Origin of the sequence: Alloalcanivorax xenomutans, assembly GCF_032810065.1 — a bacterium.
Lineage (GTDB): Bacteria > Pseudomonadota > Gammaproteobacteria > Pseudomonadales > Alcanivoracaceae > Alloalcanivorax > Alloalcanivorax xenomutans.
The window spans coordinates 3,145,355-3,159,848 of record NZ_CP136538.1; the positions used below are offsets into that span (position 1 = coordinate 3,145,355).

11 protein-coding genes are annotated in these 14,494 nt (G+C 63.3%); 3 read left to right on the forward strand and 8 right to left on the reverse strand.

The window, feature by feature from the left end; genetic code table 11:
• Nucleotides 1-3: 3 nt before the first annotated feature.
• From RYH70_RS14445 to RYH70_RS14470, 6 genes are all read right to left on the reverse strand, one after another.
• Nucleotides 4-2,205: a lactonase family protein gene (locus RYH70_RS14445; protein ID WP_284455027.1), complete on the reverse strand. Its 2,202-nt coding sequence runs from the start codon at nt 2,203-2,205 to the stop codon at nt 4-6.
• A 180-nt stretch (nt 2,206-2,385) separates the two neighbouring features.
• Nucleotides 2,386-3,345, reverse strand: coding sequence for a helix-turn-helix domain-containing protein (locus RYH70_RS14450; protein ID WP_051414209.1), 960 nt, complete (start codon nt 3,343-3,345; stop codon nt 2,386-2,388).
• Nucleotides 3,346-3,477: 132 nt separating this feature from the next.
• On the reverse strand, nt 3,478-4,080 hold the full coding sequence (locus RYH70_RS14455) for a peroxiredoxin (RefSeq protein ID WP_022995757.1): 603 nt from the start codon (nt 4,078-4,080) through the stop codon (nt 3,478-3,480).
• 83 nt (nt 4,081-4,163) lie between these two features.
• Nucleotides 4,164-4,496 carry a Grx4 family monothiol glutaredoxin gene (grxD, locus tag RYH70_RS14460; protein ID WP_022995756.1) on the reverse strand — a complete coding sequence of 111 codons (333 nt, stop codon included), beginning with the start codon at nt 4,494-4,496 and terminating at the stop codon, nt 4,164-4,166.
• A gap of 116 nt (nt 4,497-4,612) precedes the next feature.
• Nucleotides 4,613-6,793 carry a TonB-dependent receptor family protein gene (locus RYH70_RS14465; RefSeq protein WP_080531324.1) on the reverse strand — a complete coding sequence of 727 codons (2,181 nt, stop codon included), beginning with the start codon at nt 6,791-6,793 and terminating at the stop codon, nt 4,613-4,615.
• 103 nt (nt 6,794-6,896) lie between these two features.
• Nucleotides 6,897-8,465 carry a hydantoinase B/oxoprolinase family protein gene (locus RYH70_RS14470; protein WP_055098881.1) on the reverse strand — a complete coding sequence of 523 codons (1,569 nt, stop codon included), beginning with the start codon at nt 8,463-8,465 and terminating at the stop codon, nt 6,897-6,899.
• Nucleotides 8,466-8,618: 153 nt separating this feature from the next.
• On the opposite strand from RYH70_RS14470, the gene RYH70_RS14475 reads away from it, so the two are divergent.
• From RYH70_RS14475 to RYH70_RS14485, 3 genes are read left to right on the forward strand one after another with little or no spacing between them, the layout of a single operon-like run.
• Entirely contained in the window at nt 8,619-9,800 is a 1,182-nt protein-coding gene (locus RYH70_RS14475) for an acetylornithine transaminase (protein ID WP_055098880.1), read from the forward strand.
• Entirely contained in the window at nt 9,797-10,705 is a 909-nt protein-coding gene (gene argF / locus RYH70_RS14480; RefSeq protein ID WP_022995752.1) for an ornithine carbamoyltransferase, read from the forward strand. The genes RYH70_RS14475 and argF overlap by 4 nt, the downstream gene beginning before the upstream one ends.
• Before the next feature lie 14 nt (nt 10,706-10,719).
• Nucleotides 10,720-11,775, forward strand: coding sequence for an ABC transporter ATP-binding protein (locus tag RYH70_RS14485; RefSeq protein ID WP_233926154.1), 1,056 nt, complete (start codon nt 10,720-10,722; stop codon nt 11,773-11,775).
• A 343-nt stretch (nt 11,776-12,118) separates the two neighbouring features.
• Here the strand turns inward: RYH70_RS14485 and RYH70_RS14490 are convergent, their stop codons facing one another.
• Nucleotides 12,119-13,222 (reverse strand): GGDEF domain-containing protein, encoded by a 1,104-nt coding sequence (locus RYH70_RS14490; RefSeq protein ID WP_022995750.1) that lies wholly within the window; start codon nt 13,220-13,222, stop codon nt 12,119-12,121.
• Nucleotides 13,222-14,310: a GGDEF domain-containing protein gene (locus RYH70_RS14495; protein ID WP_022995749.1), complete on the reverse strand. Its 1,089-nt coding sequence runs from the start codon at nt 14,308-14,310 to the stop codon at nt 13,222-13,224. The genes RYH70_RS14490 and RYH70_RS14495 overlap by 1 nt, the downstream gene beginning before the upstream one ends.
• Between the last annotated feature and the right edge of the window lie 184 nt (nt 14,311-14,494).

Sequence of the window (14,494 nt, forward strand, 5' to 3'; positions counted from 1 at the left end):
TGTTTACTCCGTATAGCCCGAGATTGCCACGCCTTGGGGCGCCAGCCCCGTGGCCACGGTCTCCTCCACACTCAAAGTACCGTCCTCCGCCACGCTGAAACGGGTCAGATTGGCGCTCGCCAGGTTGCTCACCAACACATGGCTCTCACCGGGATCGATGGTAATCCCCAGAGGCGCCGTGCCGGTGGAAGACACCAGCCCCACATCCGACACCCCGTACCAGAGCACGCTGGAATCCACCTGATTGACCACATAGAGCACCTTTCCAGAGGGGGAAGCCAGCAGACTGACCGCCCCCTGGCCACTGAACCCTGACTGCCCGGCGGTCAAGGTGCCATCGCCGGCCACCGAATAACTGCGAATTTCGTTGTCACCGGAGGCGGCCACATATACCACCTCGCCGGAAGCGTTGATGGCGACGGCCTTGGGGTTCTTACCGGCGGACTCGGTGGCACCGTCAACCTTGGTCAAGGAACCATCACTGGTATCGATTCGGAACAGGACGATAAACCCAGGATCATGATCGTTGACCACCCATAGGAAGCGGCCGGCGGGGTCAATGGCAAGCGCGGCCGGATTGAGGAAATCCACCTGCTCCTTGTCCACCAGCTTGGGATCATCGGGCATATAAGCGCCAATGCCGTTGTTGTCCTCAATCTCGCCATTCACCTCCAGGTTATAAACGGACACGCTCTGGTTCTGCTTACTCACCACATAGAGAAAGTTGCCGGAAGGGTGCACGGCCAGCGCCGCCGGTTTGGCGTCCACCGTCACCGCCGCCTGTATCGGCGCGAGTTCGTCCACGTCATGGTCGATCTGTTGAGAGGTGACCTGGCGAAACTGGGACACGGTACCGTCATTGAAATTCGCTACATAGAAGGTCCGGGCCGAAGGATGGGCGGCAATCGCAATGGGGTATGCACCCGTGGCGGGGTTGCTGTCACCCAGGGAGGAGAGGGTCCCATCATCGGCCATGGCGAACTGGCTGATGTCACCGTCATTACCATTGATGACATAGGCGGCACGGACATGATGGGTCAGGGCCGCGCCCGTGGAAAACGTCATATCCGAGGGATACGTATCCAGCGCCAGCCGGTCCGGCGTCATCGGTTCCAGCTCTCCCCCCTCTTTGATGGCGAAGGCCAGCATCGCGCCAGCGCCACCGTCCGATAGGTAAATGCGGCCGCTGACCGGACTGGATACCAGCTTCCGGGGTGTCACTTCCTCGCCGACATCAACTGAAGGCACGGCCAGCGCGGCTAGCGCTCCCCCCTCCGTCACCTGGAATTGCCAGATCTTGTCACCGACAAGATCCGAGACATAAAGAAACCGGCCGCTCTGGTCGATCACCAGACCTTCCAACTGCACGTTGACGTTAATGTCCTGAGCCACGGATAACGGCTCGGCCAGAGGCTCCAGTCCACCATCGGGCAGAATGCGATATTGTTCCAGCGTGCCATCAAACCGATTGGCCGCGTACAGCCAGGGTTGCTCCGGATGCACGGCCAGATTATAGGGCGCGTTACCGGTCTCGATATGCCCCGTGTAGGCGATCGCACCATCTTCGCCCACGTCAAACTGAACGATGCGGTTGTGGGCCAGATCCCCGGCGTACAGATGGCGGCCATCACGGCTGACAACCAGCTCGACGAAGCCGGAGGCAATGTAATCGGGCTCGACGAAGTCATCCGGCTCCATCGCCACCAATTCGCCGTTATTGTCCTCATCAAACCGCAACTGATAGATTCCGTTGGCGCCATCTTCCAGGCTGGTGATATAAACCCACCGCCCCGACGGATGCACCACCATGTCAGTCAGGTTATTGCTTCCCGGTATGGTTTGGTCCATCGGTGAAAAGCGGCCATCGGCGGCCAGTTGGAAGCGGCTCACCAGCCCGTTGAGGCTCAGAGCCAGAACCTCATCGTGACCGGGTCTGAGCGCCACCGTGACGGCCTGGGTCATGGACGGTACCTTGTCCACCAGGCGCATGAGACCACTTCCGGCCCGTACCGCGTAACTGGACAGAGTGCCGTCGCTATAGGAGGTTACCAGGGCGTAGCGCTCCACCGGGGCGCCGTCCTCTCCCGGAGCCGGGGCATCGGCAATCCCCGGACCGTCACCTCCTCCTCCGCTGTTGCAGGCCGACAAAACCAGCGTCGAGGCTGACACCAACAGCCCCTGCAATAGCACCAAGAAACGTTTCATTGTGCTTTCCCTCAATTCATTTTCCGACGGCCTTCTTGCCGGGCCATCGGGTGATTGTTATTGCCCGGCGTCGCCTCTTCTTCCGAACAGACGACGCGCTACCGGAAGCCTATAAAGGCGCGGCCTGCAATACTTGGAGAATGAGGTGGGAGGATGGGACCGGCTGGGGCGGAGACGCCCTCAATGGGATGGGTGAAGGGCCCTGTCGCGGGCTTCCCGGGGAGTCATTCCGAAGCGGCGCCGGAAGGTACGATTGAACCAGGAAATATCACCGAAACCGGCGTCAACGGCAATCGAGATAATCGAACGTTTGCAGCACGCGGGGGAGATTAACAACGAATAGGCAAGGTCAAGGCGCTTGCTCAAAACATAATCGGTAAAGTTCGTCCCTTCCGCATAGAAAAGATTACGAATCGCCCGCCGGCCAAGGCCATGGCGCTGGGCAAGCCAATCCAGAGACAACTCGGTGTTACCCAAGTGAGCATCGATGTCCGCCTTGAGTCTGGCGATCTGCACTGCCCGTACACCGCGCTGCCGTCCGGCTTCGGCATCACTGTGCCGGGCACCAAGCAGCAGATTGACCAGATCGCAAAGGTGTTCCGCTATGCGCTGCTCCGCGCCAGGATGGTAATCCTCCTGTTCCTGCATAAGCGAAAGCAAATAGAATTCCAGCAGTCGCATTTCAGGGCCATGCGACAACCCTTCACGCATGACCTTGTCGAGTTGATCGAGCCTCCCCGCCAGTCTTTCCCTGGGAATGGCCAACGCCAGAGTGCGGCATAGTCCCTGGGCACTGATCGAGCCAACTCGGTCCGCCGCGATCAGGGCGCTTTTACCAGGGCACATGCGAATATCAGCCCCGGCCTGCTCGGAACGCAGTCTACCGCGGATGGCGACCCCCAGCTTGAGAAGATCACAGTCCTGTTCGGCGGTTCTTAATACCTTGTTGCAGTAAGGCGACGATTCCGCTTCGACGACCCACAAACCATGCAGTGGTCGCCGGCGCATATCCACCCAGGGCAACCCCCTGCCCAGATGAGTAAAGTCAACTTTGCAACCGGTGGCTTGGTAGAAGGTTTCCACGGTTTGCTTGAAAACCGGAACCGGCTGGCCACTCAATAGCAACCTCTGAACCGCCATGGCGCTCCCCCGCCATAAAATGGTTTCTAACTATAAACCGACGGGATCGCGGGAGGGAACGAAAGCGCGTTGGAGCACCAGAACGAAGAAAGGGCGCCATTGGGCGCCCTTTCCTGGTCAAAGCCGTGTTTTTTACAGCTTGTCCGCGTTCTCCGACAGGTAGGAGGCCACGCCTTCCGGGCTGTCCTTCATGCCCGCGTCGCCTTTCTGCCAGCCGGCGGGACACACTTCGCCGTGCTCTTCGTGGAACTGGATGGCGTCCACCAGACGCACCAGTTCGTCGATGTTACGGCCCAGCGGCAGATCGTTGACGATCTGGCTGCGCACCACGCCGTTCTTGTCGATCAGGAAGGCACCACGGAACGCCATGCCGCCCTCGGACTCGACATCGTAGGCCTGGGCGATCTGGTGATTCATGTCGGCGGCCAGGGTGTATTTCACCGCGCCAATACCGCCGTCGTTCACCGGGGTGTTACGCCAGGCATTGTGGGTGAAATGGCTGTCGATGGAGACACCGATCACTTCCACGCCGCGCTCCTTGAACGCGTCCATGCGGTGATCCAGAGCGATCAGCTCGGACGGGCAGACGAAGGTGAAGTCCAGCGGGTAGAAGAACACCAGACCATATTTGCCCTTGATCGCCTCGGACAGGGTGAACTCGTCGACGATGCTGCCATCGCCCAATACCGCGGGAACGGTGAAGTCGGGTGCGGGTTTACCTACCAATACGCCCATCTCGTTTTCTCTCCAGTTAAATCACAAGGGAAAACCCGCCGTGAACGGCGGGTATGCCGGTGCGTTCTCGTCGCATCGGAAGTTTATTCCGCGTCGCTTTCCGCCGCGGCGCTCTCGATCAGCGTTTGCAGCTGCCCGGAGCGGAACATTTCCATGATGATGTCGCAGCCGCCGACCAGCTCGCCATTAACCCACAATTGCGGATAGGTCGGCCAGTTGGCGTATTCCTTGAGTGACTCACGGATTTCCGGGGCTTCCAGAATGTTCACGTAGGCGAACGGCTTGTTCACCTTGGTCATCGCTTCCACTACCTGGGCGGAGAAGCCGCACTGGGGAAACTGCGGGGTGCCTTTCATGTAGAGCAGCACCGGGTTTTGGGCTATCTGGTCTTTGATGACCTGAAGCACGTCGTCCATAAAAGACTACCTGGCTGGATGGCTGATTGAAGTTACCGGTCAGTGTAGCACTTCCGGCGCCGTGGGCAGAGGGTGGGGACGGAACCGGGCCCTTTCAAGCCCGGCCCCGAGGCCGCTCAGAAGTGGGCACGAATGCCGAGCGCGGCGGTACGCGGCAGGTTCGGGCGGGCGCCATCCGGGCTGCGGGCGACGATTTTCTGCTCATCGAACAGGTTGTCCACCTTGCCGTAGACCTCCACAGCGCTGGTCAGGTAGTAGGACGCCGTCAGATCCACCACCAACAGATCGTCGGTACGCTCCAGTCCGTTGTCGCAGGCGCCGGTGACGCACATCCCCTCCACGTACCGGGTGGTCAGATAGCCGCCCCACTGGGCCGGCTGCTCCAACCCCACCGTCAGACTGGCCTGGTGCTCCGGCAAGTAAGGCAAGCGATCTCCGCTTTCCACCGCGGCATCACTGGACTCGGAGGATCGGGTGACCTTGCCGCGGGTGTAGGTGTAAGCCAGCCGCAGCGGCACGGTCAGGCCATTGGCCGCCCGCCAGAGCGTGCTGCCGGCCGCCAGTTCCAGCCCGTATACGCGGGACTCACCGAAGCTCACCGAGCCGGAGTCCTGGCTGCCGCCGCCAGCCAGATCGCAAGGATAGGCCAGCGAGCAGTTCTGCAGCGTGTTCTCGTAATCGCTATAGAAACCGATGACGTCCACGTTCACACGCTCGCCCCAGTAGCGGGCGCCAGCCTCGTAGTTCACGCTTTTTTCCGGGTCGGTGCCATCGGTGGCGGAAGCGCCAGCCGGGGCGAACCCCTGATGCACGCCGGCCAGCAAGGACCATTGATCGCTCAGCAGATAGGTGGCGCCCAATCCGGCCAGCACCTCGCTGACGTCATTGCTGTCGCGCCGGCTCACGGTATCGCGCCCCGGATCACCGTAGCGGCGGGCTTTGGACTGGATATCCTCATAACGCAGCGAGCCGGTCAGAATCAACTTGCCGATATAAATCTTGTCCACCAGCCAGGCCGACCAGGCATCGGCCTCCTCCACCCGGTTATCACCACCGGTGGGCGCCACGTAGCCGCTGGGCACCAGCACGCCATTGGTCTGCGAGAACACCTCCACCGGCTGATAACGATCCACCTCGTCCTGATGGAAACGCGCGCCCACCACCATCTCATGCTCCAGAGCGGCGGTGGTGAAGGCGTGGGCCAGCTCGCTCTGGACCCCCTTGGCGGTGTATTCCCGGTTATTGTGCTTCACCGTCACGTCGGACACGTCCTGGCTGCCGTCCAGGATGGCCCGGGCATCGGCGTCACCGCCGTTGGCGTCATCGATCAGACCGCCCAGGCCGCGGCCACCGGCACCACTGACCTTGAACCAGTCACGCTGAAACTCATTGCGGTAAATCACCGACTCCAGCTGGGTGCGGTCGCCAAGCACCAGATGGTGGCGCAGGGCGATGCCATCATGATCGTTGTCCATCTGATCCAGGGCGCTGAGTCCGTAGCGCCGGTTGGGGTCGTCGTGAAAATCGCCATCGCTGAGGCCCAGGTAGGTTTCGTTGGAGACTTCACTGGAATGGGACAGCTTGAGTTCCAGCGCCTGCCGCAGCGACGCCTCCGCCGGGCTGGTCCAGCGCAGCTTGGCGATATAGTCGCGCTTGTCGAAACCGGTATCGCGATCAGAGCGGTCCACATCCTTGAACCCGTCACTGCTTTGCTGATGGGTTTCCAGCAGGAAGCCCCATTGCCCATGCGTGGCGCCATACCAGGCATGGCCACGCTGGTGACCGTTTTCACCGGTTTCCAGTTGCATCATGCCGGCCGGCGAGTCGGGAATCGGCGTGGACAGGAAGTTGATCGCCCCGCCGACGGTAAAGGGGCCGTAGCGCAGGGTGTCCGGCCCTTTCAGCACCTCGATGCCGTGAAAGCGGCCGGCACTGGGAAAATAATACGCCGCCGGGGCCGCGTAGGGTGCCGGTGCCATCAGCACACCATCCTCCATCAGCGACACCCGTTCGGAACGGCCGCTGGCGGCCCCGCGAATACCGATATTCGGGCGCAAGCCGTAGCCGTCCTCCTCCTGCAGGTAAACGCCGGGCGCATCCTGCAGCATGCGATGTACGTCCGTGTACTCTTTCTTTTCCAGATCCTCATTGCTCAATACGTAGGCGGAGCCCGACAGACTGAAAGCGTCGGCGGAGGAGCCGATGATGTCCACCGCCGGCAGCCGGTGGGACTCGGTTTCGGCAAGCACCAGGGCCGGCGTTAGCGCCGCGCCCCAGAAAAGAGTACGAATTTGCATATTATCGTTCCCGCAACTTTGTCAGCTTTGTAAAGAAGCAGGAAGATTAATGAAAACAATTCGTATTTACAGCGAAGTCACTTTACCTTTTGTGACTCTCTTGTTACCGCCGTCCCTGGTGACCTTTCTCCGGGCCATAGCCACCGCCGCCGGGAGAGGCCAGCAACAGCCGGTCTCCGGATTTGGCGTGAGCGCTGACCTTGGCCGGCAGCAACTCGCCGTTGAGCCGATTCTCCCCTGCCGCCCCGGCGCCGCCGCTGGCCAGCCCCCAGGGCCGATGGTGGCGGCGTTCAGTGAGCAGGGTGAAACGGGCCGGTGCCAGGAATTCCAGTTCCCGCTCGATGCCATCGCCGCCACGGTGATGGCCTTCGCCACCGCTGCCGCGGCGCAGCCGGTACCGCCAGACGCGCAGCGGATAGTGCTCTTCCAGGCTTTCGATGGGCGTATTCAGGGTATTGGTCATATGGCTGTGCACCGCCGACAGCCCCGGCCCCAAGGCATGACCGCCGGTGCCGCCGGCCATGGTCTCGTAATAATCCCAGGGCCGTTCGCCGCCCTCGCCCATGGCCAGGTTGTTCATGGTGCCCTGGCTGGCTGCGGGGATTGCTTCAGGCTCCGCCTGGGCCAGCGCCCCCAGCACCACGTCAACGATACGGGAGCTGGTTTCCACATTGCCGGCGGCCACCGCGCCGGGGCGGCGGGCGTTGACCAGACTGCCCTCGGGCGCTTCCAGGGTGATCGGACGGAACAGCCCGGCGCAGGACGGCGCGTCGTCAGGCAACAGGCAGCGGAAACAGTAATAAGCCGCGGCCGCCGCCACCGACAGCGGGCAATTGATGTTACCGTCGACCTGGCCGGCGCTGTCACTGAAGTCCAGATGGGCCCGCTCGCCGTCCACCGTCAACGTCACGGCAATGGCGATATCGCGATGGCCCTGGCCATCGTCATCCATCCAGTCGCGGAAGCGATAAACGCCGTCACGCAGCGCCGCCAGGCGCTGACGCATACGCCGCTCGCCATAGCGGTTCAGCGCGCCCATCGCCGCCGCCACCCACTCCGCGCCCCGCTCCCCGGCCAGTTCCGCCAAACGATGGGCGCCGGCCAGACAGCTGCTGGCCTGGGCGGCGAAGTCGGCGAACCGGGGCACATCCACTGGCAGCGGCCCCGGACCGTCCAGCCCGGCCAGTCGCCGGCATAGCGGCACCTGCCATTCACCGCGCCGCTTCAGCCACTGCGGCGCGATCACCAGGCCTTCTTCTTCCAGCGTCCGGGACACCGGCATGGATCCCGGCGAGTGGGCGCCGATGTTGGCGTGATGAGCACGGGTAACGGCGAAACCGATGAGTTCACCGGCCACCAGCACCGGCGCCACCACGGTGACGTCCGGCAAATGGGTGCCGCCCAGGTAAGGGTCGTTGACCACCAGCAGGTCGCCGGCGGCCCAGTCCCGCTGTCCCACCAGATCGGCCATGGCGTAGGCCATGGAACCCAGATGCACTGGTATATGGGCGGCCTGGGCGCAGAGCTGGCCGGCGGCGTCGAACAGCGCGCAGGACAGATCCAGGCGATCCTTGATGTTCGGTGACAGCGCGCTGGCCCGCAGCAGCGCCCCCATCTCGTCACAGATGCCGGCCAGGCGGTTGGCGAAGATACTCAATTGTACGGGGTTCATGGACATTATCGGGTCGGCGGAGAGTGAACAGGCAGTATGCCACAGGCCGAGCGCCCCAGGGCCCGCGCGTTGCGCCGCCCTTCAAGCGTGAGTATTATCGTTGGTCCACTGGCAGCCTCGGCTGCCGTTTTTATTTTCACGGACCCTAATATCATGAGCGAGCAGTTCCTGATCCCCACCTACGCGCGGCAGCCCATCGCTTTCGTTCGCGGCCAGGGGGTATGGTTGTACGATGAACAAGGCAAGGCGTATCTGGACGCGGTGTCCGGTGTCGCCGTGTGTAATCTCGGTCACTGCCATCCGGCGGTGGTCCAGGCGCTTCGTGAGCAGAGCGAACGCCTGATGCACACCTCCAACCTGTATCGTATTCCCGTTCAGGAACGACTGGCCGAGCGACTGTGCCAGCTGTCCGGCATGGACAAGGTGTTCTTCGGCAATTCCGGCGCCGAGGCCAACGAGGCCGCGATCAAGCTGGCGCGGCTGCATGGCCGCCGCCGCGGCGTGGAAAAGCCGGTGGTACTGGTGATGGAAGGCAGTTTCCATGGCCGCACCATGGCGACGCTGTCCGCCACCGCCAACCAGAAAGTCCAGGAAGGCTTTGGACCGCTGCTGGAAGGCTTCCGCCGTTTGCCTTACGACAACCTCGATGCGGTCCACCAAGCCGCCGATGACAATGTCGTGGCGGTGCTGGTGGAACCGGTCCAGGGCGAAGGCGGCGTCAACGCGGCCAGCCCCGGCTATCTGCAAAAGCTGCGCGAACTCTGCGATCAGCGCGGCTGGCTGTTGATGCTGGACGAGATTCAGACCGGCAACGGCCGCACCGGCACCTACTTCGCCTGCCAGGCGGAGCAGGTCCGCCCCGACGTGCTGACCACCGCCAAGGGACTGGGCAACGGCTTCCCGATTGGCGCCTGCCTGGTCAGTGGCGCGGCCAGCGATCTGTTCGGACCCGGCAATCACGGCAGCACTTTCGGCGGCAACCCACTGGGCTGCGCGGTGGCGCTGGCGGTCATCGATACGCTGCGGGACGGCGTGCTGGAGCAGGTCGCCGACAAGGGCGAGGCCCTGCGCGCGCAACTGCGCGAGGCGCTGTCCGGTGTGTCCCTGGTCCAGGAGGTCCGCGGCCGGGGCATGATGGTGGGCATTCAACTGGATCGTCCCTGCGGCGAACTGGTGGATCGGGCCCGCGAAGCCGGGCTGTTGATCAATGTCACCGCCGGCTCGGTGATCCGGCTGCTGCCGCCGTTGATTATCAGCGACGCGGAGCGCGATCAACTGGTCCACACCCTGAGCACTGTGATCCACCGCTATGCCGATGAGCAGGAGGCCTCATGACCCGCCACTTTCTGACTTTGCTGGACCTGACCCCGGAAGAACTGGGCTACCTGATCCAACGGGCGGTGGAGTTGAAAACCATGCAGCGCACCGGCCAGTTCCATGAGCCGATGCGCGGCAAAACCCTGGGCATGATCTTTGAAAAGTCGTCCACCCGTACCCGGGTGTCCTTCGAAGTGGCCATGACCCAGTTCGGCGGCGCCAGTATTTTCCTGTCTTCCCGCGACACCCAGTTGGGCCGTGGCGAGCCGGTGGAGGATTCCGCCCGGGTGCTCTCGCGCATGGTGGACGCGGTGATGATCCGTACTTTTGATCACCGCACCGTGGAAACCTTCGCGCAACATTCCCGGGTACCGGTGATCAATGCCCTCACCGACGATTTCCACCCCTGCCAGTTGCTGGCCGACATGCAGACCTACGTGGAGCATCGGGGCGAGATCAAGGGCCGCAAGGTGGTCTGGGTCGGCGACGGCAACAACATGTGTAACAGCTACATCAATGCCGCCCGCCAGTTCGATTTCCAACTGGTGGTGGCCTGCCCGGAAGGCTTTGAACCCGACGCCGCCCTGATGGCGGACAACGCCGGGCGGGTGTCGGTGGTGCGCGACCCGCGCGAAGCGGTGGCCGGCGCTCATCTGGTCACCACCGATGTCTGGGCCTCCATGGGTCAGGAGCAGGAACAGCAGGAGCGGGCCCGGCATTTCGCCCCTTATCAGGTAACCCCGGCGCTGATGGACCTGGCCGACGAGCAGGCGCTGTTCATGCATTGCCTGCCCGCCCACCGTGGCGAGGAAATCAGCCACGACATGCTCGACGACCCGCGCTCCGTGGTCTGGGACGAAGCGGAAAATCGCCTGCACGCGCAGAAGGCGCTGTTGGAATTCCTGCTCCACGGCCAGCACTGACAATATCGCGGCCCATGTCCCAGCCTCTGCTGACCGTTACCGATCTGGCCTGCCAGTACGGTGACTACCGCGCCGTGAACGGCGTCAGTTTCACCCTGGAGGAAGGGCGGATCGCCTGTCTGCTGGGGCCCAGCGGCTGCGGCAAGACCACCACCCTGAGAGCGGTGGCCGGGCTGGAACCGATCCAGGCCGGCCACATCCATATCGGCGGCGAGGAAGTGGCCCGCCCCGGCTATCAACTGGCGCCGGAACGCCGGCGGCTCGGTATGGTGTTTCAGGAACACGCCCTGTTCCCCCATTTGACCGTGGCCGAGAACGTGGCTTTCGCACTGCGCCGGGAGACAGCGGAGCAACGCCGCGACCGGGTCGCCCAGTGCCTGCGCCGGGTACGTCTGGAAGGGCTGGATCAGCGCTATCCCCACGAATTGTCCGGCGGCCAGCAACAACGGGTGGCCCTTGCCCGCTCCCTGGCGCCGCGCCCGCGCTTACTGTTACTGGATGAACCCTTCGCCAGCCTCGACCTGGATTTGCGCCGGGCCCTGGCCGAGGAGATGGGTGATATTCTGCGTCAGGAGCAGGTGGCGGCACTGATGGTCACTCACGATCAGGAAGAGGCGTTTCTGCTCGCCGACCAGGTCGGCGTCATGCGGGCCGGGACCCTGGCCCAGTGGGACAGTCCCCATCGCATCTATCACGCGCCGAGCAGCCGTTTCGTGGCGGAGTTCGCCGGCTACGGCACCTTCCTGCGCGGCACCGTCACCGCCGCGGGCGCGGTTGGCACCGTGCTGGGGGAACTGCGTGACGGCCCCCTGCCCTGGCCGGCCGGCACCGAGGTGGATGTATTATTGCGGCCGGATGACCTGTTGCCGGATCCCCAGGGCACCCCGCTGACCGTGGAAAAGAGCCTGTTCACCGGTCCCACGGTTCTGCACCGGTTACGTCTGCCGGACGGCGGCACCTTGTTGTGTCAGACCAGCGGCCGGGAACCACCAGCACGCCCCGGCGAAACCCTGTCGGTGACCATGGCGCCCACCACCCTGGTGGCCTTCCCGCTTCAGGACGAAGACTAGCACTGGACGCCCAGGAAGATCGCGGTCCGTGAACCACGGCTGTCCCATAATTGCAGGAGAGTCCGACGCTCTGGCTTGTGAATTCCCGCAATGCCCTATCGGCAGGTGCCGGGAACACGAATTCAGAGAGGGCGCCGAAGCCGCTGTGGGAGCTTGCCCGCAAGCGAATGCCCAATACCGGAGGCCGTATTCGCCAGCAGGCTGGCTCCCACAGCGGCTAAAGAACCACGACTGCTTTGTTTCGCTGTTAACTTTCCACTATTAACTGTCAACTCGACTGCGGCCTCATAGCAAGGCCATGGCCACGATTAGCGTGTTGGCGTAAGCATGTTGCACGCCGCGCCTACCCCGTCCGCACCTGATTGCGGCCATGGCTCTTGGCCAGGTAAAGCCCGTGATCGGCGCGGGCCAGCAAGGCTTCCACGGTTTCCCCCGGCTGATAACCGGCGACCCCGGCGGACAGTGTCACCGTGGCCGGCCCGCCCATATGGTCGAAACCGGCGTTGGCCCACTGCTGGCGCAGGCGTTCCACCACGCGCAAGGCACCGGCCTCGTTACTTTGCGGCAGCACCATCAGGAACTCCTCGCCGCCGAGCCGCGCCAGGTAATCGCCTTCGCGTAATAGAGCGGCGGCGTGGTCGGCAAAGGCGCGCAGCACCTGGTCGCCCCATTGATGGCCGTAACGGTCGTTGATCGCCTTGAAGTGGTCCATGTCCAGGTAACACACGGCGAACGGATAATGATGGCGGTCCGCCAGACTCTTCTGATAATCCAGCACTTCCACGATATGACGGCGGTTGAACAGCCCGGTCAGATCGTCGCGAATCGCCAGTTCCCGGCTTTGCCGCACCATCCGCGCCAGCTCCCGGTTGTGCCGGCCAAGGGTCCGGCGCAACGCGTTGACGCCGCCCCCGGTAATGGTGAAGCAAGCGCTCACCGCCACGAAAGCCAGCCACTGCAGCAGCGCCGACGCCAGCTCCAGTTGCGCATCCCGGTGCTGATACAGGCCGAGCAACGCCAACCCGTAAGCCGCGCTGACCACCACCGACAACAAACCCAGAGCTCTTGGCTCCAACCGGAACGACAGCAGCAACAGCAGCGGGAAATACAGCAACATCACGGCGAGGCGGCCGTCCGTGGTGTGTACCGCCGTCAGCAGCAGCATGGCGGCCAGTACGATCCCGGCCGGAAACGACAGCGTCGGTTCCTGCCAGGCCCGGGTCAGACCGCGCTCGATCATGGCCAGGTAGGGCAGCATCAGACTCCATAGCAAAACCAGCGCCCACGCCAGTACTTCCCCGTCGACACGGTTGTGCCCCAGTTTCCACAGCACCGCCGCCATCGCCGAATAAAACAATGCCACCGCCACCACCGAGCGGCCGTGCACCCGCAGCAGGCGGCGCTCGTTCACTGTCAGGCGCCCCAGCGGCTGCCAGTCCGGCTTCATCACGCATCCTCCAGCAAGCGGTCACGGCCGGCCTGCTTGGCCTGATACAGCAGCCGGTCGGCGCGAGCCAGCACCTGCTCCGCCTCTTCCCCGGCACCGGCCAGGGCAAGGCCAGCGGAGGCGGTCACGCTCAAGTCCGGCTGACCCTCGAAGCCCTCTTCACGCAGTTCCGCCAGTATCCGCTCCACCAGCTCCCGTGCCTGCTGCCGGTGGCTGACCGGCAGAATCAGAAGGAACTCCTCGCCCCCCATCCGCGCCGCCAGGGCCGGCGGTTGCAGATGGCGACGCAGCAAATCGGCGAAACGGATCAGAACACGGTCGCCAGTCAGGTGCCCATATCGGTCATTGATGGTTTTGAAATGATCCAGATCGACGAACACCACCGCCAGCAGATAGGCTCCCCGGCGGGCCTGACCACAGGCCTTGGTCAGCAACTCCATGGCGTGGCGGCGACCGTACAGGCCGGTCAGCTCATCGCGGATCGCCAGATCACGGACCTGCCGTGCCATTTGCTGCAAGGCCTCGTTACGGCCGTCGATGCGGCGGCGAATGCCGACGATCTCCAGCGCCAGCATCATCATCAGCACCACCGCCAGGGTGAACAGCAGCCAGTGCTGCCACTCCACCATGGCGTTGAAGGCATACCGCGCACTGCTTTGCAGTTCCAGCAACACCAGCGCGTAACCACCCACACCGAGCAATGCCAGGCGCAGCAATTGCCAGCGGCCGACGCGGAACACCCCGATTTGCAGCACGGCGAGAAAAAACACCATGACCAGCAGGCGATGGTCACTGAGGAACAAGGCGCTGACCAGCAACGCCACCGTGCTCCATACCAGCACCGGCTCGGTAAAACGGCCGACATCGCCCCCGTTGCGAAGGGTCAGGCAGGCCAGGCTCCAGACCACCAGATGGCCGAACCAGAGCGCCAGGAAGGTGAGGAAAAAAGCCTCTGGGGACAATGCGAAAAAGCCCCATTGCAACGCCAGCCAGCACACCAGAGTGTGAGCGCCGGCGCCCAGCAGCGCCGCCAGGGACAGCCGCTGAAATTCCTGTTTGTCATATCCCCGCGAGATTCTTTGCTGCATGCGCCGGGTCCCCGAATGATGGCAGGCGGGGGCCTATGCACCACACGCCGAACGCTGTTCCGGAGCCGGATCCGGGTTTGCCGGCGGCGCGCAAGGGCGGTATCGGCAACAGGCATCAGGCTATTTTCCTAGAGCAGCCCGAAAATGATACTGAAACCCGGTGAGGCGGCCCATGCCGCCTGTG

Coding starts and splice junctions, on each gene's coding strand:
- RYH70_RS14445 (WP_284455027.1), bottom strand. CDS start 2,205: ATGAAACGTTTCTTGGTGCTATTGCAGGGGCTGTTGGTGTCAGCCTCG.
- RYH70_RS14450 (WP_051414209.1), bottom strand. CDS start 3,345: ATGGCGGTTCAGAGGTTGCTATTGAGTGGCCAGCCGGTTCCGGTTTTC.
- RYH70_RS14455 (WP_022995757.1), bottom strand. CDS start 4,080: ATGGGCGTATTGGTAGGTAAACCCGCACCCGACTTCACCGTTCCCGCG.
- grxD (WP_022995756.1), bottom strand. CDS start 4,496: ATGGACGACGTGCTTCAGGTCATCAAAGACCAGATAGCCCAAAACCCG.
- RYH70_RS14465 (WP_080531324.1), bottom strand. CDS start 6,793: ATGCAAATTCGTACTCTTTTCTGGGGCGCGGCGCTAACGCCGGCCCTG.
- RYH70_RS14470 (WP_055098881.1), bottom strand. CDS start 8,465: ATGAACCCCGTACAATTGAGTATCTTCGCCAACCGCCTGGCCGGCATC.
- RYH70_RS14475 (WP_055098880.1), top strand. CDS start 8,619: ATGAGCGAGCAGTTCCTGATCCCCACCTACGCGCGGCAGCCCATCGCT.
- argF (WP_022995752.1), top strand. CDS start 9,797: ATGACCCGCCACTTTCTGACTTTGCTGGACCTGACCCCGGAAGAACTG.
- RYH70_RS14485 (WP_233926154.1), top strand. CDS start 10,720: ATGTCCCAGCCTCTGCTGACCGTTACCGATCTGGCCTGCCAGTACGGT.
- RYH70_RS14490 (WP_022995750.1), bottom strand. CDS start 13,222: ATGAAGCCGGACTGGCAGCCGCTGGGGCGCCTGACAGTGAACGAGCGC.
- RYH70_RS14495 (WP_022995749.1), bottom strand. CDS start 14,310: ATGCAGCAAAGAATCTCGCGGGGATATGACAAACAGGAATTTCAGCGG.